Origin of the sequence: Streptomyces sp. NPDC059994 (assembly GCF_042737755.1) — a bacterium.
Classification (GTDB): Bacteria; Actinomycetota; Actinomycetes; order Streptomycetales; family Streptomycetaceae; genus Streptomyces.
In genome coordinates, this window is record NZ_JBHWUR010000074.1 from 1 (window position 1) to 19,136 (window position 19,136).

The 19,136-nt window shown below is 70.6% G+C and carries 17 protein-coding genes; all 17 read left to right on the forward strand.

The genetic code is table 11. The features are described from left to right. Positions 1-208 precede the first annotated feature (208 nt). Positions 209-1,258 carry an ArgS-related anticodon-binding protein NrtL gene (nrtL, locus tag ACFWA7_RS28510; protein ID WP_385825880.1) on the forward strand — a complete coding sequence of 350 codons (1,050 nt, stop codon included), beginning with the start codon at positions 209-211 and terminating at the stop codon, positions 1,256-1,258. A 36-nt stretch (positions 1,259-1,294) separates the two neighbouring features. Continuing rightward, the gene (gene lysA, locus ACFWA7_RS28515; protein ID WP_385540514.1) at positions 1,295-2,686 is read left to right on the forward strand and encodes a diaminopimelate decarboxylase; all 1,392 of its coding nucleotides are present in this window, start codon (positions 1,295-1,297) and stop codon (positions 2,684-2,686) included. 131 nt (positions 2,687-2,817) lie between these two features. After that, positions 2,818-4,107, forward strand: a complete 1,290-nt coding sequence (locus tag ACFWA7_RS28520; protein ID WP_385540560.1) for a homoserine dehydrogenase — start codon at positions 2,818-2,820, stop codon at positions 4,105-4,107. 6 nt (positions 4,108-4,113) lie between these two features. Then, entirely contained in the window at positions 4,114-5,172 is a 1,059-nt protein-coding gene (gene thrC / locus ACFWA7_RS28525) for a threonine synthase (protein ID WP_385540515.1), read from the forward strand. A 242-nt stretch (positions 5,173-5,414) separates the two neighbouring features. After that, positions 5,415-6,332 (forward strand): homoserine kinase, encoded by a 918-nt coding sequence (gene thrB / locus ACFWA7_RS28530; protein ID WP_385825882.1) that lies wholly within the window; start codon positions 5,415-5,417, stop codon positions 6,330-6,332. Positions 6,333-6,733: 401 nt separating this feature from the next. Further along, the gene (gene rho / locus ACFWA7_RS28535; protein WP_385825884.1) at positions 6,734-8,830 is read left to right on the forward strand and encodes a transcription termination factor Rho; all 2,097 of its coding nucleotides are present in this window, start codon (positions 6,734-6,736) and stop codon (positions 8,828-8,830) included. Between the two features lie 237 nt (positions 8,831-9,067). Beyond that, positions 9,068-10,183, forward strand: coding sequence for an LCP family protein (locus ACFWA7_RS28540; protein ID WP_385540521.1), 1,116 nt, complete (start codon positions 9,068-9,070; stop codon positions 10,181-10,183). A gap of 160 nt (positions 10,184-10,343) precedes the next feature. Continuing rightward, on the forward strand, positions 10,344-10,562 hold the full coding sequence (gene rpmE / locus ACFWA7_RS28545) for a 50S ribosomal protein L31 (RefSeq protein WP_067163931.1): 219 nt from the start codon (positions 10,344-10,346) through the stop codon (positions 10,560-10,562). Positions 10,563-10,662: 100 nt separating this feature from the next. Further along, positions 10,663-11,742 carry a peptide chain release factor 1 gene (gene prfA / locus ACFWA7_RS28550; RefSeq protein ID WP_385540523.1) on the forward strand — a complete coding sequence of 360 codons (1,080 nt, stop codon included), beginning with the start codon at positions 10,663-10,665 and terminating at the stop codon, positions 11,740-11,742. Positions 11,743-11,817: 75 nt separating this feature from the next. Beyond that, positions 11,818-12,699, forward strand: a complete 882-nt coding sequence (gene prmC, locus ACFWA7_RS28555; protein ID WP_385540525.1) for a peptide chain release factor N(5)-glutamine methyltransferase — start codon at positions 11,818-11,820, stop codon at positions 12,697-12,699. 56 nt (positions 12,700-12,755) lie between these two features. After that, positions 12,756-13,403, forward strand: coding sequence for an L-threonylcarbamoyladenylate synthase (locus ACFWA7_RS28560; protein ID WP_385825886.1), 648 nt, complete (start codon positions 12,756-12,758; stop codon positions 13,401-13,403). Beyond that, complete coding sequence (locus ACFWA7_RS28565) at positions 13,400-14,050, forward strand: protein-tyrosine-phosphatase (RefSeq protein WP_385825888.1); 651 nt, start codon at positions 13,400-13,402, stop codon at positions 14,048-14,050. The genes ACFWA7_RS28560 and ACFWA7_RS28565 overlap by 4 nt, the downstream gene beginning before the upstream one ends. Positions 14,051-14,264: 214 nt before the next feature. Continuing rightward, positions 14,265-15,584, forward strand: coding sequence for a serine hydroxymethyltransferase (gene glyA / locus ACFWA7_RS28570; protein WP_385825890.1), 1,320 nt, complete (start codon positions 14,265-14,267; stop codon positions 15,582-15,584). 93 nt (positions 15,585-15,677) lie between these two features. Beyond that, positions 15,678-17,033 carry an MraY family glycosyltransferase gene (locus ACFWA7_RS28575; protein WP_385540562.1) on the forward strand — a complete coding sequence of 452 codons (1,356 nt, stop codon included), beginning with the start codon at positions 15,678-15,680 and terminating at the stop codon, positions 17,031-17,033. A 263-nt stretch (positions 17,034-17,296) separates the two neighbouring features. Next, the gene (locus ACFWA7_RS28580; RefSeq protein ID WP_385540530.1) at positions 17,297-17,731 is read left to right on the forward strand and encodes a hypothetical protein; all 435 of its coding nucleotides are present in this window, start codon (positions 17,297-17,299) and stop codon (positions 17,729-17,731) included. A gap of 225 nt (positions 17,732-17,956) precedes the next feature. Continuing rightward, positions 17,957-18,775 carry a F0F1 ATP synthase subunit A gene (gene atpB, locus ACFWA7_RS28585; protein WP_385540532.1) on the forward strand — a complete coding sequence of 273 codons (819 nt, stop codon included), beginning with the start codon at positions 17,957-17,959 and terminating at the stop codon, positions 18,773-18,775. Positions 18,776-18,851: 76 nt separating this feature from the next. Next, positions 18,852-19,082, forward strand: a complete 231-nt coding sequence (gene atpE, locus ACFWA7_RS28590; RefSeq protein WP_385540534.1) for an ATP synthase F0 subunit C — start codon at positions 18,852-18,854, stop codon at positions 19,080-19,082. Positions 19,083-19,136 lie beyond the last annotated feature (54 nt).

Consider the following 19,136-nt stretch of genomic DNA (forward strand, 5'->3'; position numbering starts at 1 on the left):
CCCCGCCCGCCGCGCGCCCGACACGCCCACGGCCCCGCCCCACCCCGCATCCCCCGCCCCCTGGCAGGGGCCCCCGCCCCGGCCCGACGGACCCCACCCCCCGGGCGGCGCCGCACCCCCCATCCACCCGCCCCCCCCGGGAGGGCCCCCCGCCCACATCCCGAAACCGATTACCCGCCCCCACCCCCCTCTCCCATACGCTTGTCCCGTGACCCCCGCAGAGCTCTCCCGTACCGTCGTGCGTGCCGTGCGCAGCGCCGTCGACGAGGGTGTGCTCGGGGTGGCCGTGCCCGATGACGTCAAGGTCGAGCGGCCCCGGCCGGGCGGGGGAGGGGACTACGCCAGTGCCGTCGCGCTGAAGCTCGCCGCCGCCTCCGGGCTCGCGCCCCGCGCCGTGGCCGAGGCCCTGCGCGGGCGGCTCACCGGCGCCCCCGGGGTCGCGCGCGTCGACATCACCGGGCCGGGGTTCCTCAATTTCACCCTGGCCGCCGAATCCGCTCACGACGAGCTCGTACGCCGGGTGCTCGCGCTCGGCCCGCGCTACGGGTACGGCGACTCCCTCGCCGGGCAGCACACCTCATTCGCCCCCGTCGACGAGCCCCGCGCCCTCGCCGTCACCTCCGTGGTCGTCGAGCTGCTGCGCTCGCAGGGCGCCACCGCCGAGATCACCCCGTACGGGAGTGAACGGCTCCACGTCCTCCCCGATCCCGAAGCAGGCCGCGTCGGCCCCGACGCCGCCCGCTGGGCCTACCTCCGCGCCGCCGCCCCCGACCGGCCCGCCCCGGCCGCCGAGCTCCTCGCCCAGCGCGACAGCAATCCGTACTTCCGCGTCCGGTACGCGTACAGCCGCACCCGCGCCCTCACCCGCAACGCCCACGCCCTCGGCTTCACCGGCGCCCCGGGCGAAACCGGTACCCCGGGCGAAACCAGCGCCCCGGACGCAACCGGCACCCCAGGTGAAACCGGCGCCCCGGGCCAAACCGGTACCCCGGACCGGGCCGCCCCCCTCCACCGTCTCCTCGCCGACCACCCCGACGTCCTCCTCCGCGCCGCACGCCTGGCCGCCCCCGACCGGGTCGCCCGGCAGCTCGAAGGGATCGCCGACGCCGTTCTCGACTTCCAGCACACCGTGCTGCCGCTCGGGGACGAGAAACCCTTGGCCGCCCACCGTGCCCGGCTCGCGCTCGCCGAAGCCGCCGGGGCGGTGCTGGCCGGTGGCCTGTCCCTGTTCGGTATCGACGCCCCTGAATTCCTGTGAACTCGTGAGAGTCGTAAGAGTTGTGAGAGTGACAGCATGAGCCGTTCCGCACACCCCGCCGGGCCCCGTCACGCCGACGTCTTCCCCGAAGGGCACTACTCGGCGCCGCCCGCCGACCTCAACTCCCTTGATCCGAAGGTCTGGTCGCAGACCGTCGGGCGCGACGACGACGGAGTCGCCACCGTCGCCGGGCTCGATGTCGCCTCCCTCGCCGAGGAGTTCGGGACCCCCGCGTACTTCCTCGACGAGGCCGACTTCCGCGCCCGCTGCCGCGCCTGGGCCGACGCCTTCGGCAAGGACGCCGATGTGTTCTACGCCGGGAAGGCCTTCCTCTCCCGCGCCATCGTGCGGTGGCTCCACGAGGAAGGGCTCAACCTCGACGTCTGCTCCGGCACCGAGCTCGCCACCGCCCTCTCCGCCGGAATGCCCGCCGAGCGCATCGCCTTCCATGGCAACAACAAGTCCGAGGAGGAAATCCGGCGGGCCGTCGAGGTCGGCGTCGGGCGCATCGTCCTCGACTCCTTCCAGGAGATCGTCCGCGTCGCGCACATCGCCCAGGGCCTCGGCAGGCGCCAGCGCGTCCAGATCCGGGTGACCGTGGGCGTCGAGGCGCACACCCATGAATTCATCGCCACCGCTCATGAAGATCAGAAGTTCGGCATCGCCCTTGCCGGGGGGCAGGCCGCCGAGGCCGTGCGGCGGGCGCTGAAGCTCGACGGGCTCGAACTCATCGGCATTCACTCCCACATCGGGTCTCAGATCTTTGACATGGCGGGTTTCGAAGTCTCCGCCCGGCGCGTTGTGCAGCTGCTCGCCGACGTCCGTGACGAGCACGGTGTCGAGCTGCCCGAGATCGACCTCGGCGGCGGGCTCGGCATCGCGTACACCTCCGACGACGACCCCCGCGAGCCGCACGAGATCGCCAAGGCGCTCAACGAAATCGTCACCCGCGAGTGCGAGGCCGCCGGGCTGCGTACGCCGCGCATCTCCGTCGAGCCGGGGCGCGCGATCGTCGGGCCCAGTGCCTTCACGCTGTACGAAGTCGGGACGATCAAGCCGCTTGAGGGCTTGCGGACGTACGTCAGCGTCGACGGCGGTATGTCCGACAACATTCGGACCGCCCTGTACGACGCCGAGTACTCCGTCTCGCTCGTCTCGCGCACCTCCGACGCCGAGCCGATGCTGGTACGGGTCGTGGGCAAGCACTGCGAGAGCGGCGACATCGTCGTACGGGACGCGTTCCTGCCCGCCGACCTGGCGCCCGGTGACCTCCTCGCGGTGCCGGCGACCGGGGCGTACTGCCGCTCCATGGCCAGCAACTACAACCACGCCCTGCGCCCGCCCGTCGTCGCGGTCCGCGACGGCGAGGCGCGCGTGATCGTCCGGCGCGAGACCGAGGAAGATCTCCTGCGGCTCGACGTCGGATGATGAGTAAACGAATGGATCGATGAATAAATAGTGGAATATGTGTCTCAGGATCCGGACGAGCGGCGGAAACCTCCGTCCGGTGAGTGAGACTGGTTCGCATTCAAGCTGGTAGATGGAAACGAGGTCGGATGATGCGTACGCGTCCGCTGAAGGTGGCGCTGCTGGGCTGTGGAGTGGTCGGCTCAGAGGTGGCGCGCATCATGACGACGCACGCCGACGACCTCGCGGCGCGCATCGGCGCGCCCGTCGAGCTCGCCGGTGTCGCCGTGCGCCGGCCCTCGAAGGTGCGCGAGGGCATCGACCCCGCCCTCGTCACCACCGACGCCACCGCCCTCGTCAAACGCGGCGACATCGACGTCATCATCGAGGTCATCGGGGGCATCGAGCCCGCTCGTACGCTGATCACCACCGCCTTCGAGCACGGCGCCTCCGTCGTCTCCGCCAACAAGGCGCTGCTCGCCCAGGACGGCGCCGCGCTGCACGCCGCCGCCAATGAGCACGGGCGGGATCTGTACTACGAGGCCGCCGTCGCCGGTGCCATTCCGCTCATCCGGCCGCTGCGCGAGTCGCTCGCCGGTGACAAGGTGAACCGGGTGCTCGGCATCGTCAACGGGACCACCAACTTCATCCTCGACAAGATGGACTCGACGGGCGCCGGATACCAGGAGGCCCTCGACGAGGCCACCGCCCTGGGGTACGCGGAGGCCGACCCGACCGCCGACGTCGAGGGCTTCGACGCCGCCGCCAAGGCCGCCATCCTCGCCGGGATCGCCTTCCACACCCGGGTCCGGCTCGACGACGTCTACCGCGAGGGCATGGCCGAGGTCACCGCCGCCGACTTCGCATCGGCGAAGGAGATGGGCTGCACCATCAAGCTGCTCGCCATCTGCGAGCGGGCCGCGGACGGCGGTTCCGTCACCGCCCGCGTCCACCCGGCGATGATCCCGCTCGACCACCCGCTGGCCTCCGTGCGCGGCGCGTACAACGCCGTGTTCGTCGAGGCCGAGGCCGCCGGACAGCTGATGTTCTACGGGCCGGGCGCGGGCGGCGCGCCGACCGCCTCCGCGGTCCTGGGCGACCTGGTCGCGGTCTGCCGCAACAAGCTCGCCGAGTCCACCGGGCCCGGTGAGTCCGCGTACACCCAGCTGCCCGTGAGCCCCATGGGCGACGTGGTGACGCGTTACCACATCAGCCTCGACGTGGCCGACAAACCGGGTGTGCTCGCCCAGGTGGCCACGGTCTTCGCCGAGCGCGGGGTGTCCATCGACACCGTCCGCCAGCAGGGGAAGGACGGCGAGGCCTCCCTCGTCGTCGTCACCCACCGCGCGGCCGACGCGGCCCTCACCGGGACCGTGGACGTCCTGCGGGAGCTCGACACCGTGCGGGGCGTCGCCAGCATCATGCGTGTGGAAGGGGAGTAACGAGCAATGGCCCATCAGTGGCGCGGAATCATCGAGGAGTACCGGGACCGGCTCCCCGTCTCCGCTACGACCCCGGTCGTCACCCTCCGCGAGGGCGGCACGCCGCTCGTGCCCGCGCAGGTGCTCTCCGAGCGCACGGGCTGCGAGGTCCACCTCAAGGTCGAGGGCGCCAACCCGACCGGATCCTTCAAGGACCGCGGGATGACGATGGCGATCACCCGGGCGAAGGAGGAGGGCGCGAAGGCGGTCATCTGCGCCTCCACCGGCAACACCTCCGCCTCCGCGGCCGCCTACGCGGTACGGGCCCAGATGGTCTGCGCCGTCCTGGTGCCGCAGGGCAAGATCGCGCTCGGCAAGATGGGCCAGGCGCTGGTCCACGGGGCGAAGATCCTCCAGGTGGACGGGAACTTCGACGACTGTCTGACGCTGGCCCGCAGCCTCTCCGACAACTACCCGGTGGCGCTGGTCAATTCGGTCAACCCGGTCCGTATCGAGGGCCAGAAGACCGCCGCGTTCGAGATCGTGGACATGCTCGGCGACGCGCCCGACATCCATGTGCTTCCCGTGGGCAACGCCGGCAACATCACGGCGTACTGGCGGGGGTACCGGGAGTACGCGGCGGACAAGGTGTCCACCCGCGCGCCCCGCATGTGGGGCTTCCAGGCCTCCGGTTCGGCGCCGATCGTGCGCGGCGAGGTGGTCAAGGACCCGTCGACGATCGCCACCGCGATTCGCATCGGCAACCCGGCGTCCTGGCAGTTCGCGGAGGCCGCGCGCGATGAATCGGGCGGTCTCATCGACGAGGTGACGGACCGTGAGATCCTGCGGGCCTACCGGCTGCTCGCCGCCCAGGAGGGCGTCTTCGTGGAGCCCGCGTCGGCCGCCTCGGTCGCCGGTCTGCTCAAGGCCGCCGAGCAGGGCCTGGTCGACCCCGGCCAGACGATCGTGTGTACGGTCACCGGCAACGGCCTCAAGGACCCGGACTGGGCCGTCGCGGGCGCTCCGCAGCCGGTCACGGTGCCGGTGGACGCGGCGGTCGCGGCCGAGCGCCTCGGTCTGGCGTAGGCAGAACGCGTACGCAGAACGCGTACAACGTCGTGCAACTCGGCACGCAGGGGCGCAGGGGGCTCGCGACACGCATCGTGCGCCTCCTGTGCGCCCTATGTCGCCACTGAACCTTCCTTCGATAGGCTGTACCCAACCCACCCCGCCGCATATGCCGCGGTGCAGTTGCCCCTGTGGCCGTCGGGTCTTGGGTACCTCTTCGAAAATCTCGCAGCAGTCTCACAAGGAGAGTCATCAGAGCGATGGCCGGTCCCGCATTCCGCGCCGCCGCCGTACGGGTGCGCGTCCCCGCCACCAGTGCCAACCTCGGCCCGGGCTTCGACGCCCTGGGCCTGTCACTGGGGCTGTATGACGACGTGGTCGTCCGCGTCGCCGACTCCGGCCTGCACATCGACATCGCGGGCGAGGGCGCCGAGACGCTGCCCCGCGACGAGAGCCACCTCCTCGTACGGTCGCTGCGCACCGCGTTCGACCTGCTCGGCGGACAGCCGCGCGGCCTTGAGGTCGTCTGCGCCAACCGCATCCCGCACGGCCGGGGCCTGGGCTCCTCGTCGGCCGCCATCTGCGCCGGCATCGTCGCGGCGCGCGCGGTGACCATAGGCGGCGACGCCAGGCTCGACAATGTCGCGCTCCTTGAGCTGGCCACCGAGATCGAGGGCCACCCCGACAACGTCGCGGCCTGTCTGCTCGGCGGGTTCACGCTCTCCTGGATGGAGGGGGGAGCGGCGCGGGCCATCAGGATGGACCCCGCGGATTCCGTCGTTCCGGTGGTCTTCGTGCCCGGCAAGCCGGTGCTGACGGAGACCGCGCGGGGGCTGCTGCCGCGCACCGTCCCGCACGGGGACGCGGCGGCCAACGCCGGGCGTGCGGCACTGCTCGTGGAGGCGTTGACCAGGCGCCCCGAGCTGCTGCTCCCGGCCACCGAGGACCGGCTCCACCAGGAATACCGGGCACCCGCGATGCCCGAGAGTGTGGCGCTGGTCAACCGGCTGCGCGCGGACGGCGTCCCCGCGGTCATCTCCGGCGCGGGGCCCACGGTCCTGGCGCTGGTCGAGGACGGTGCGGCCGACAAGGTCGCACGGCTGGCGGGCGAAGGGTGGGCCGCGAACAGGCTCCGCCTCGACGCCTCGGGCGCGAGCGTCCTGCCACTGGGCTCCTAGGGCCTCCAGGGCGGGACGCGCGGCTTGCCGGTGAACGAGAGGGGGAATGTTTGTTGGATCCGGTAGTGTTAACCTCAAGTCTGCATCGGTCGTTATCGCGGCGCGGTGCTTCGTGTCCCCTTCAGGGACCGCCTTTCTTCCGGGAGCCTCCCAAACTGCCTGCGCAGCCTGCCTGAGCAGTTTCCGAGCACGCTCCGGAACCCGGCACGACACCCCCCGCTTTTCCCAGGGGGCCGAGTAGGGGAACTCGGGCCGGACCCCACGCACGTTTATCTCTCCGCCGCACGCGGCGGACCACCGCCCCGGCACGGTCAGTGACCCCAGGTCACGAGCCGCGTTCGGACAGCACAACCGGTCGCCGAGCCAGACAGGCCGACGTCCGCTCCAGGGAAGGACCCTTCGTGAGCGACACCACCGATCTGATGGGCGTGACAGCCGACACTTCTGTCGACGACTCCGCGCCCGCCGCAGGTGCTGCCTCTGGCACCACCTCACGGCGCCGCCGCTCCGGCACCGGCCTCGACGGCATGGTCCTGGCCGAGCTGCAGCAGGTCGCGTCCGGCCTCGGCATCAGGGGCACCGCGCGGATGCGCAAGAGCCAGCTGATCGAGGTCATCAAGGAGGCGCAGGCCGGTTCCGGCTCCGCCGCCCCCGCCAAGGGCGCCGACGCGACCGAGACGAAGCCCAAGCGCCGCGCCACCTCCAAGGCCCGTACGGGTGACGAGGCCGCCGAGAAGCCTGCCGCCCAGCAGCAGATCGAGATCCCCGGCCAGCCGGCCGGGGGCGCCCCCCAGGCCGAGCGAGGCCGGGAGGCCGGGGGAGACGACCAGCCCACGGGCGAGCGCCGTCGCCGTCGTGCCACCGCGGCCGCCGGCTCCCCGGAGTCCGCGACCGCCGTCGCCGAGCCGCAGACCGCCAAGGCCGAGGCCAAGGCGGACGTCCGGACCGAGCAGAAGACCGACGCCCAGCCGGACGCCAAGGCCGCCGAGGCCGTCGACGGCGCCGAGGGCCGGCGCGACCGCCGGGACCGCGGCGAGCGCGGTGGCGAGCGGGGCGACCGCCAGGGCCGCCAGCGCGGCGACCGCGACCGTGGCGACCGTGACCGCGGCGAGCGGGGCGAGCGCCGCGGCAAGGGCGACGACCAGCAGGGCCAGGGCGGCCAGCGCCAGCAGCGCCAGGGCGGCCAGGGCCAGGGTCAGGGCGGCCAGGGTGGTCAGGGTCAGCAGAACAACGGTCCCCAGGACGACGGTTACGACGACGAGGGCCGCCGCGGCCGTCGGGGCCGTTACCGGGACCGCCGCGGCCGTCGCGGTGGCCGCGAGGAGTTCGGCCCCGCCGAGCCGCAGGTCGCCGACGACGACGTGCTGATCCCCGTCGCGGGCATCCTGGACATCCTCGACAACTACGCGTTCATCCGGACCTCCGGCTACCTGCCGGGCCCGAACGACGTGTACGTCTCGCTGGCCCAGGTCCGCAAGAACGGTCTGCGCAAGGGTGACCACGTCACCGGCGCGGTCCGCCAGCCCAAGGACGGCGAGCGCCGCGAGAAGTTCAACGCGCTGGTCCGTCTGGACTCCGCGAACGGCATGGCGGCCGACTCCGGCCGCGGCCGCCCGGAGTTCAGCAAGCTGACGCCGCTGTACCCGCAGGACCGGCTCCGTCTGGAGACCGACCCGGGCGTGCTGACCACGCGGATCATCGACCTCGTGTCGCCGATCGGCAAGGGCCAGCGCGGTCTGATCGTGGCCCCGCCGAAGACCGGCAAGACCATGATCATGCAGGCGGTCGCCAACGCGATCACGGTCAACAACCCCGAGTGCCACCTGATGGTCGTCCTGGTCGACGAGCGTCCGGAAGAGGTCACCGACATGCAGCGGTCGGTCAAGGGCGAGGTCATCTCCTCGACCTTCGACCGCCCGGCCGAGGACCACACCACGGTCGCGGAGCTCGCCATCGAGCGCGCCAAGCGCCTCGTCGAGCTCGGCCACGACGTGGTCGTGCTGCTCGACTCGATCACCCGTCTGGGCCGTGCGTACAACCTGGCGGCCCCGGCCTCCGGGCGCATCCTGTCCGGTGGTGTCGACTCGACCGCGCTCTACCCGCCGAAGCGCTTCTTCGGTGCGGCGCGCAACATCGAGGACGGCGGCTCGCTGACCATCCTCGCCACCGCGCTCGTGGAGACCGGCTCGCGCATGGACGAGGTGATCTTCGAGGAGTTCAAGGGCACCGGCAACATGGAGCTCAAGCTCGACCGCAAGCTCGCCGACAAGCGCATCTTCCCGGCGGTGGACGTGGACGCGTCCGGCACCCGTAAGGAAGAGATCCTGCTCGGCAGCGACGAGCTCGCGGTCGTCTGGAAGCTGCGCCGGGTGCTGCACGCGCTCGACCAGCAGCAGGCCATCGAGCTGCTCCTGGACAAGATGAAGCAGACGAAGTCGAACGCCGAGTTCCTGCTCCAGATCCAGAAGACGACCCCGGGCAACGGCAACAACGACTGACGTCACCGCCGCGACCTCTGAGAACGCCCCCGTCACCTCGGTGCCGGGGGCGTTCTCGTACGTACAGGGGCATCCGAGGGCGCCGAGAGCTTCACCACACGCCCAGGGCGCTCTTAAGGCGTTCTTAGAACCCTGTGCAACCCTTCTTGGTGCTTCTCCGTCTGACAAGTGTCGACAAACCGTGCCTGACAGACACGGCGGGGGGTACCTGGAGCGGCAGCGAGGACTGGGGAGAACATGGCCGAGCAGAGCGAGAACGGCAGCGACCGAATATCCGGCGGTGGCCGTGGCAGGCGCCGCAGGCGCCCGGCCCCGCGCCGCCGAGTGCTGACGATCGCGGCCTGGTCCGCGGCGGGCGTGGTCCTGGTCGGCGGGGCCGGCCTCGGGTACGTCTACTTCAAGCTGAACGGCAACATCAAGGGCGTCGACATCAACGCCCAGCTCGGCACCGACCGCCCGCAGGACGTCGACAACGGATCCATGGACATCCTCGTCCTCGGCTCCGACTCGCGGGCCGGCGCCAACAAGGAGTACGGCCAGGACGACGGCGGTGCCCGCTCCGACACCGCGATGGTCATCCACGTGTACGAGGGCCACAAGACGGCCAGCGTCGTCTCCATGCCGCGCGACACCCTGGTCACCCGGCCCTCCTGCACCACCACGGACGGCAAGAGCGACCCGGGCGGCAAGCGCCAGATGTTCAACACCGCGTACGAGGTCGGCGGCCCGGCCTGTGCGGTCAAGACGGTCGAGCAGATGTCCGGCATCCGTATGGACCACTACATCGAGGTCGACTTCACCGGCTTCAAGAAGCTCATCGACGAGCTCGGCGGGGTGCCCGTCACCACCGCGAAGCCGATCAAGGACACCAAGAGCCATCTGGACCTGCCGCCCGGCAGGCACACCCTCAACGGGGAGCAGGCCCTCGGCCTGGTGCGCACCCGGCACGGCGTGGGCGACGGCTCCGACCTCGGCCGCATCCAGCTCCAGCAGGCCTTCGTCAAGGCGCTGATCGAGCGGGTCAAGGGCGTGGGCGTCTTCACCAGCCCCACCAAGCTCTACGGCCTCGCGGACGCCGCCACCAAGGCGATCACCACCGACTCCGACCTGAACTCGGTCAACAAGCTGATCGGCTTCGGCAACGGGCTCAAGGGCCTGGGCGCGGACGACGTCCACATGATCACCCTGCCGGTGATGTACGACCCGGCCGACCCCAACCGCGTACTGCCGCAGCAGGCCCAGTCCCGGCAGGTCTGGGACGCCCTGCTCAAGGACCAGCCGGTCCCGGCCTCCGCGACCAAGGACTCGGCGGGCGACAAGGGTGATGCGGGCTCTGTGGTGAAAACCGGCTGACCTGCGGTTTCGCCGAGCGGGACGGGGCGTGGAATAGATCGGGGCCGACCCCGGTTTTGGGAGATACGCCCAGTCCTGGCAGACTGGTACGTCGGCCCCGGTTCACGTGTGCGCATTCCCGCGCGGACGACCCGGCGCCCTCCCGAATCTAGGAGACACCTTGAAGCGCGACATCCACCCCGAGTACGTCGAGACGCAGGTCAGCTGCACCTGTGGCGCGTCGTTCACCACCCGTAGCACCCTCGCCGAGGGCACCATCCGTGCCGAGGTCTGCTCCGAGTGCCACCCGTTCTACACGGGCAAGCAGAAGATCCTCGACACCGGTGGCCGCGTGGCCCGCTTCGAGGCCCGCTTCGGCAAGGCTGCTGCCGCCAAGTAGCGAGCCACTGCGCCGGTCTTCGGCCGCCCCTGTGGGGGCGGCTAGGACCGGCGCTTTGCCGTCTCCCGCAGCCACTCACGAAGAAACCCAGGAGCCCCCGATGTTCGAGGCGGTCGAGGAACTGATCGGTGAACACGCCGGTCTGGAGAGCAAGCTCGCCGACCCTTCGGTCCACGCCGACCAGGCGAACGCGCGCAAGCTCAACAAGCGGTACGCCGAGCTGACGCCGATCGTCGGGACCTATCGCTCGTGGAAGCAGACGGGCGAGGACATCGAGACGGCCAAGGAGTACGCGGCGGCCGACCCCGACTTCGCGGCCGAGGTCAAGGAGCTGGAGAAGCAGCGCGAGGAGCTGACGGAGAAGCTGCGGCTGCTCCTGGTCCCGCGCGACCCCAGCGACGACAAGGACGTCCTCCTGGAGATCAAGGCGGGCGCGGGCGGCGACGAGTCGGCCCTGTTCGCCGGCGACCTGCTGCGGATGTATCTGCGCTACGCCGAGCGCGTCGGCTGGAAGACCGAGATCATCGACGCCACCGAGTCCGAGCTGGGCGGCTACAAGGACGTCCAGGTCGCGGTGAAGACCAAGGGTGGCAACGGCGCCACCGAGCCCGGCCAGGGCGTCTGGGCGCGGCTGAAGTACGAGGGCGGCGTGCACCGCGTGCAGCGCGTGCCCGCCACCGAGTCGCAGGGCCGCATCCACACCTCCGCCGCCGGCGTGCTCGTCACGCCCGAGGCCGAGGAGGTCGATGTCGAGATCAACATGAACGAGCTGCGCATCGACGTGTACCGCTCGTCGGGCCCCGGCGGCCAGTCCGTCAACACGACCGACTCCGCCGTACGCATCACGCACCTGCCGACCGGCGTCGTCGCCTCCTGCCAGAACGAGAAGAGCCAGCTCCAGAACAAGGAGCAGGCCATGCGCATCCTGCGCTCCCGGCTGCTCGCCGCCGCCCAGGAGAAGGCCGAGGCCGAGGCCGCCGACGCCCGGCGCAGCCAGGTGCGTACCGTGGACCGCTCCGAGAAGATCCGCACGTACAACTACCCGGAGAACCGCATCTCGGACCACCGGGTCGGCTTCAAGGCGTACAACTTGGACCAGGTACTCGACGGCGACCTGGACGCCATGATCCAGGCGTGCGTCGACGCCGACTCCGCCGCCAAGCTCGCCGCGGCGAGCTGACACCCGTAAGACACCCGGTACTTCCCCCGCCGCAGGACCGGGCGGGGGAGGCCCATTGCAGCCCGGAGGACCAGCGTGCCGCAACATTCTGGGGGGCGAACCCCAGGCCCCCGCAGTGTGCTGCTCGCGGAGGTGGCCCAGGCCACCCAGCGGCTGGCCGACGCCGGCGTGCCCTCGCCGCGCTTCGACGCGGAAGAGCTCGCCGCGCACATCCACGGCGTCAAGCGGGGAGAGCTGCATCTGGTCAAGGACGCCGACTTCGACGCCCGGTACTGGGAGGCGATCGCCCGTCGTGAGGCGCGCGAGCCGCTCCAGCACATCACCGGGCGGGCGTTCTTCCGCTATCTGGAGCTCCAGGTCGGCCCCGGCGTCTTCGTGCCCCGCCCCGAGACCGAGTCGGTCGTCGGCTGGGCCATAGACGCGGTGCGCGCCATGGACGTGGTCGAGCCGCTCATCGTCGACCTGTGCACCGGCTCCGGCGCGATCGCGCTCGCCATGGCCCAGGAGGTGCCCCGCTCGCGGGTGCACGCCGTGGAGCTGTCCGAGGACGCGATCGACTGGACCCGTAAGAACGTCGAGGGCTCCCGCGTCGTGCTGCACCAGGGCGACGCCCTGACCGCGCTGCCCGAGCTGGACGGCCAGGTCGACCTGGTCATCTCCAACCCGCCGTACATCCCGCTCACCGAGTGGGAGTACGTCGCCCCCGAGGCCCGGGACCACGATCCCGAACTCGCCCTCTTCTCCGGCGAGGACGGCCTCGACACGATCCGGGGCATCGAGCGCACCGCCCACCGGCTGCTGCGGCCCGGCGGCCTCGTCGTGATCGAGCACGCCGACACCCAGGGCGGCCAGGTGCCGTGGATCTTCAACGAGGAGGCCGGCTGGGCGGACGCCGCCGACCACCCCGACCTGAACAACCGTCCGCGCTTCGCCACGGCTCGCAAGGCCCTGCCGTGACCGTCCCGCCCCCCAACCGCTCCAAGACCGCGTACGTGTACGAGGAGGCCCGTTAAATGGCTCGGCGATACGACTGCAACGACGCGACCGACCGCACGACCGGTCTGCGCGAGGCCGCCTCCGCAGTGCGCCGCGGCGAGCTCGTCGTCCTCCCGACGGACACCGTCTACGGCATCGGCGCCGACGCGTTCAGCTCCGAGGCCGTCGTTTCCCTGCTCGATGCCAAGGGCCGCGGCCGCAACATGCCCACCCCTGTGCTCATCGGGTCCCCGAACACGCTGCACGGCCTGGTCACGGACTTCACCGAGCAGGCGTGGGAGCTCGTCGACGCGTTCTGGCCGGGCGCCTTGACGCTGGTCGCCAAGCACCAGCCGTCGCTCCAGTGGGACCTGGGCGACACCCGGGGCACGGTCGCCATCCGGATGCCGCTGCACCCGGTCGCCATCGAGCTGCTCACCGAGGTCGGCCCGATGGCCGTCTCCTCCGCCAACCTCACCGGGCACCCCTCGCCCGAGGACTGCGACGCCGCGCAGGAGATGCTGGGCGACTCCGTCTCGGTGTACCTGGACGGCGGCCCCACCCCGGGCATCGTCCCGTCGTCGATCGTCGACGTCACGGGGAAGGTGCCGGTGCTGCTGCGCGCGGGCGCGCTCGACGCCGACGAGCTGCGCAAGGTGGTACCCGACCTTGAGGTGGCGAATTGACAGCCCCTGAGACGGGGCGTGGCATAGGCACCGGGCTCACCGGCACCACTTTCCGCATCCTCCACGTCAGCACCGGCAACGTGTGCCGCTCGCCCATCACCGAGCGGCTGACCCGGCATGCCCTGACCGGTCGCCTCGGCGACCCGTTCACGGGCGGCCTGGTCGTGGAGAGCGCGGGCACCTGGGGCCATGAGGGCGCCCCGATGGAGGCCAACGCGGCGGCCGTCCTCGCGGACTTCGGCGCGGACGCCACCGGCTTTACGGGGCGCGAGCTCCTGGACGAGCACGTCATCACCGCGGACCTGGTCCTCACGGCCACCCGCGACCACCGCGCCCAGGTCATCTCCATGGGCCACTCGGCGGGCCTGCGCACCTTCACGCTGAAGGAGTTCACCCGGCTGGTGCGCGCCATAGACCCGGCGACGCTCCCCGACCCGCTCCAGGACGGCATGGTCGAGCGCGCCCGCGCCCTGGTCCGCGCGGCCGCGTCCCTGCGCGGCTGGCTGCTGGCCCCGAACGCGGAGGCGGACGAGGTGAACGACCCGTACGGGGCCCCGATCACGTTCTTCCGCTCGATCGGCGACGAGATCAACGTGGCCCTCGAACCGGTCGTGACGGCCCTTACGGGTGTGCCCGCGCCGCATTGAAGGGCGCCCGGCCAAGACCGTCGGACGGAGTCCGGCGCAGCGGCTCGCCGTGACATGAGCGGCTCCGCCGCGTGGGCGTGAGTCCCCCAGGAGCCGGGCATCGCGAAAGGCGCGTCAAAAGGGGTGACGTGATTCCGCCGGGCGTACGCGCACACGTCGGCCTACATTGGATCTGACGCCTCACCCCACCCCCCTGTCAGGCCCGGAGACCCCGATGACGGTCACCACCGCAGCCGTGTCCGCTGCCCGCGCCACCGCCCCCGAGGGGGCTTTCGACGCCCTGCGGCGGCAGGATCCCGAGATCGCCGACGTGCTGATCGGCGAGACGCGGCGGCAGGCCACCTCGCTCCAGCTCATCGCCGCCGAGAACTTCACCTCGCCCGCCGTGCTCGCGGCCCTGGGCTCCCCGCTCAGCAACAAGTACGCCGAGGGCTACCCCGGCGCCCGCCACCACGGCGGCTGCGAGATCGTCGACGTGGCCGAGCGGATCGCCATCGACCGGGCCAAGGCGCTCTTCGGGGCCGAGCACGCCAACGTACAGCCGCACTCCGGCTCCTCGGCCGTCCTGGCGGCCTACGCGGCGCTGCTGCGGCCGGGGGACACCGTGCTCGCCATGGGGCTCCCGTACGGGGGACACCTCACCCACGGCTCGCCCGCCAACTTCTCCGGCCGGTGGTTCGACTTCGCCGGTTACGGCGTCGACCCGGAGACCGGACTCATCGACTACGAAGAGGTCGCGGCCCTGGCCGAGCGCCGCCGCCCCAAGGCGATCGTCTGCGGCTCGATCTGCTACCCGCGCCACCCCGACTACGAGGCGTTCCGCGAGATCGCGGACTCGGTGGGCGCGTACCTCATCGCGGACGCGGCGCACCCCATGGGCCTGGTGGCCGGGGGAGCGGCGCCCAGCCCCGTCCCGTACGCCGACGTGGTCTGCGCGACCACCCACAAGGTGCTGCGCGGCCCCCGCGGCGGTCTGCTGCTGTGCGGCGCGGAGCTGGCGGACCGGATCGACCGGGCGGTCTTCCCGTTCACCCAGGGCGGCGCCCAGATGCACACCATCGCCGCCAAGGCGGTCGCGTTCGGGGAGGCGGCGACGCCGGGGTTCACCGGGTACGCCCATCAGGTGGTCGCCAACGCGCGCGTGCTCGCGGCCGGGCTGGCCGCCGAGGGGTTCGCCGTGGTCACCGGCGGCACCGACACCCACATCATCCTGGCCGACCCGGCCCCCCTGGGAGCCGACGGACGGGCCGCCAGGGGCCTTCTGGCGGGCGCCGGGATGGTCCTGGACACCTGTGCCCTCCCGTACGACGAAGCGCGCGGCATCCGGCTCGGTACGGCCGCGCTGACCACCCAGGGGATGGGGGAGGCGGAGATGGCGAGGATCGCGGTGCTGTTCTCCGCGGCGCTGCGCGAGGACCGCGAGGACCGGGACGAGGGCGGCGAGGGCCGGGCCGAAGTGCGGGCCGAAGTCCGTGCCGAAGTGCGGGCCGAAGTGCGGGAACTCGCGGGAAGATTTCCGCCCTATCCGCACTAGATGGGGTTGACTGCAACCATCTCGTGTACCCGCATGTCCTCAACCATGTGGGCGCGAAGCTAGTGTGTGGGGCTGAGATGGCCAGCGATACCTCTGGGGCAGCCCGTGCGTGAATACCTGCTGACGCTCTGCGTCACGGCCGCGGTGACCTACCTGCTCACCGGGCCGGTGCGGAAGTTCGCCATCGCGACCGGCGCGATGCCGGAGATCCGTGCCCGGGACGTGCACCGGGAACCGACGCCGCGGCTCGGCGGCATCGCCATGTTCGGCGGGCTGTGCGCGGGCCTGCTCGTCGCCGACCACCTCGACAGCCTCAACGGCGTCTTCGAGCGCTCCAACGAACCGCGCGCGCTGCTCTCCGGCGCCGCCCTGATCTGGATCATCGGCGTCCTGGACGACAAGTTCGAGATCGACGCCCTGATCAAGCTGGGCGGTCAGATGATCGCCGCCGGTGTGATGGTCGTGCAGGGTCTGACGATCCTGTGGCTGCCCGTCCCCGGCGTCGGCGCGGTCTCGCTCACCTCCTGGCAGGGCACGCTGCTCACGGTCGCCCTGGTGGTGATCACCATCAACGCGGTGAACTTCGTGGACGGCCTGGACGGCCTCGCCGCGGGCATGGTCTGCATCGCCGCCGCGGCGTTCTTCATGTACGCGTACCGGATCTGGTTCGGGTACGGCATCGAGGCCGCGGCCCCGGCCACCCTCTTCGCCGCCATCCTGATGGGCATGTGCCTGGGCTTCCTGCCGCACAACATGCACCCCGCGCGGATCTTCATGGGCGACTCGGGCTCGATGCTGATCGGGCTTGTCCTCGCGGCCGGCGCCATCTCCATCACCGGGCAGGTCGACCCGGACGCGCTGCGGATGAACCTCAGCCTCAGCGGCAGTGAGCGCGAGGCGACCCACGCGATGCTCCCGGTCTTCATCCCGCTGCTGATGCCGCTGACCATCATCGCGATCCCGATGGCCGACCTGGTGCTCGCGATCGTGCGGCGCACCTGGAAGGGCCAGTCGCCGTTCGCGGCCGACCGCGGGCATCTGCACCACCGGCTCCTGGAGATCGGCCACTCGCACAGCCGTGCGGTGCTGATCATGTACTTCTGGGCGGCGCTGATCGCCTTCGGGACGCTGGCGTACTCGGTGCACTCGGCGTCCATGTGGATCGTCTTCGTCATCGTCGCGCTGAGCGCGGTCGGTCTTGTCCTGCTGCTGCTCCCGCGCTTCACGCCGCGCGCCCCGCGCTGGGCCGAGGCGTTCGTCCCGCCGCGCTACCGGCGCCGTACACGGCTCGCCGCCGCGTCCGTGGCCGCGGAGGGCGGCGAGGGGTGGGAAGAGGACGAGGAGGAGCGCACACCGGTCGGCGCGGGCGTCTCCGGCGTCAACGGGGCGACCGCCATCGGCCCCCGTTCGCGCTTCCCCGACCGGCGGAAGACCGGCGCGTCACGCTGACGAATTGCCGCACTGGGCCCCAATACCAGACAAGTTGCCGCCCGTTCTGCACATGCGCGCACGCTCACTCTCATGTGTGACGGGCAGCACATCATCTTGGTAAAGACCTCATCAAATAGTTTGTGATACGGTTCACGAGACCCGGCAACAGAGCCGAAGGACCGTAGTGCGACGGCCCATTGGCCCGAGGGGACCACCTCGGCCGGGGCCTACGCTCGTCCATGACGACACCCTGCCCCCACCCAGTAAGCGGAGCTGCCGCCATGCCGTCCAACGACGCCCGCACCCTCCTTCGGACCGCCGTACCCACCGCTGCCGCCGGCGTCATCGCCATCGCGGTCAGCACCGGGGTCGCGGGCGGCAAGGGGGCCATCGGCGCCGCCATCGCGACGGTCGTGGTCATCTGCTTCATGGGTATCGGGCTCGTCGTACTGGAACGCACGGCCAAGAACCTGCCCCACCTGTTCCAGGCCATGGGGCTGATGCTGTACACGGCTCAGTTGCTGTTGCTCTTCATCTTCGTCGCGGTCTTCAAGAACACGACACTGTTCAACCCCAAGGCATTCGCCGCCACCCTCGTCGCGCTGACCCTCGTCTGGATCGGCATGCAGGCACGTGCGCATATGAAGGCCAAGATCCTTTACGTCGAGCCGGATTCGGAGGCTCAGAAGCCCGAGAAATCCGGGTCTTCGTCGTGAAGGGTAGGGGCGGAATAAATGCGAGTTCGAGACCCTGCTATCGTCCGTTGCCAACTGCGGCACTGCGGGCGCGGGCATCTGAGCTGACGCCTGCTCGATCGCGAGGCTTGATGCCCGACCGCCGCCCCATCATCCGTAACACCAGTCCAGTGCCGAACCGCGGCTGCGCGCCGCGCCGACACAACGAGGTTGCCGTACCTATGCGCCACGCTGAAGGAGCCCGCGGTGAGTGCTGACCCGACGCAGCTCGCTTTCGACACCAGTTGCCACCTGTTCCAGGACTGCGGTGGCTTCGAGGGTCCGGGCCTGCACTCGTTCCTGTTCAAGCCTCTCTGGGGTGACGCGGACGGCGTTTATTTCAACAAGCCGATGCTGCTCGCCCTGCTGGGCTCGCTCATCATCGTCGGCTTCTTCTGGGCCGCCTTCCGTAAGCCGAAGGTCGTCCCCGGCAAGCTCCAGATGGTCGCCGAGGCCGGCTACGACTTCGTACGCCGCGGCATCGTCTACGAGACGATCGGCAAGAAGGAGGGCGAGAAGTGGGTCCCCCTCATGGTCTCGATCTTCTTCTTCGTCTGGATGATGAACCTCTGGTCGATCGTCCCGCTCGCGCAGTTCCCGGTGACGTCGATCATCGCGTACCCGGCGGTTCTCGCGGGGATCGTCTACATCATCTGGATGAGCCTCACCTTCAAGCGCCACGGCCTCGTCGGCGGCTTCAAGAACCTCACGGGCTACGACAAGTCCCTCGGCGCCGTCCTGCCGATGGTCATGGTCATCGAGTTCTTCTCGAACGTGATCGTGCGCCCCTTCACGCACGCGGTGCGACTCTTCGCGAACATGTTCGCCGGTCACACCCTGCTGCTGCTCTTCACGATCGCCAGCTGGTACATGCTCAACGGCATCGGCATCGCGTACTCGGGCGTCTCGTTCGTGATGGTCATCGTGATGACCGGCTTCGAGCTCTTCATCCAGGCCGTCCAGGCGTACGTGTTCGTGCTTCTGGCCTGCAGCTTCATCCAGGGCGCCGTCGCCGAGCACCACTGACCGCCCGCCCCCTCAAAACCCCAAGTCGTCCGGTGGCCAACCCCCACCGGTCCGTGAAAGAGAAGGAAGAACTGGCATGTCCCAGATCCTCGCTGCCTCCGAAGTCACCGGCTCCCTCAGCTCTGTCGGTTACGGCCTCGCCGCGATCGGCCCCGGCGTCGGCGTCGGCATCATCTTCGGTAACGGCACCCAGGCCATGGCTCGTCAGCCCGAGGCCGCCGGCCTGATCCGCGCCAACCAGATCCTCGGTTTCGCGTTCTGTGAGGCGCTGGCCCTCATCGGCCTCGTCATGCCGTTCGTCTACTAAGACGAACGACGACGACTAGACCGATCCGACGAAAGGCACTGATGTGAACCTCAC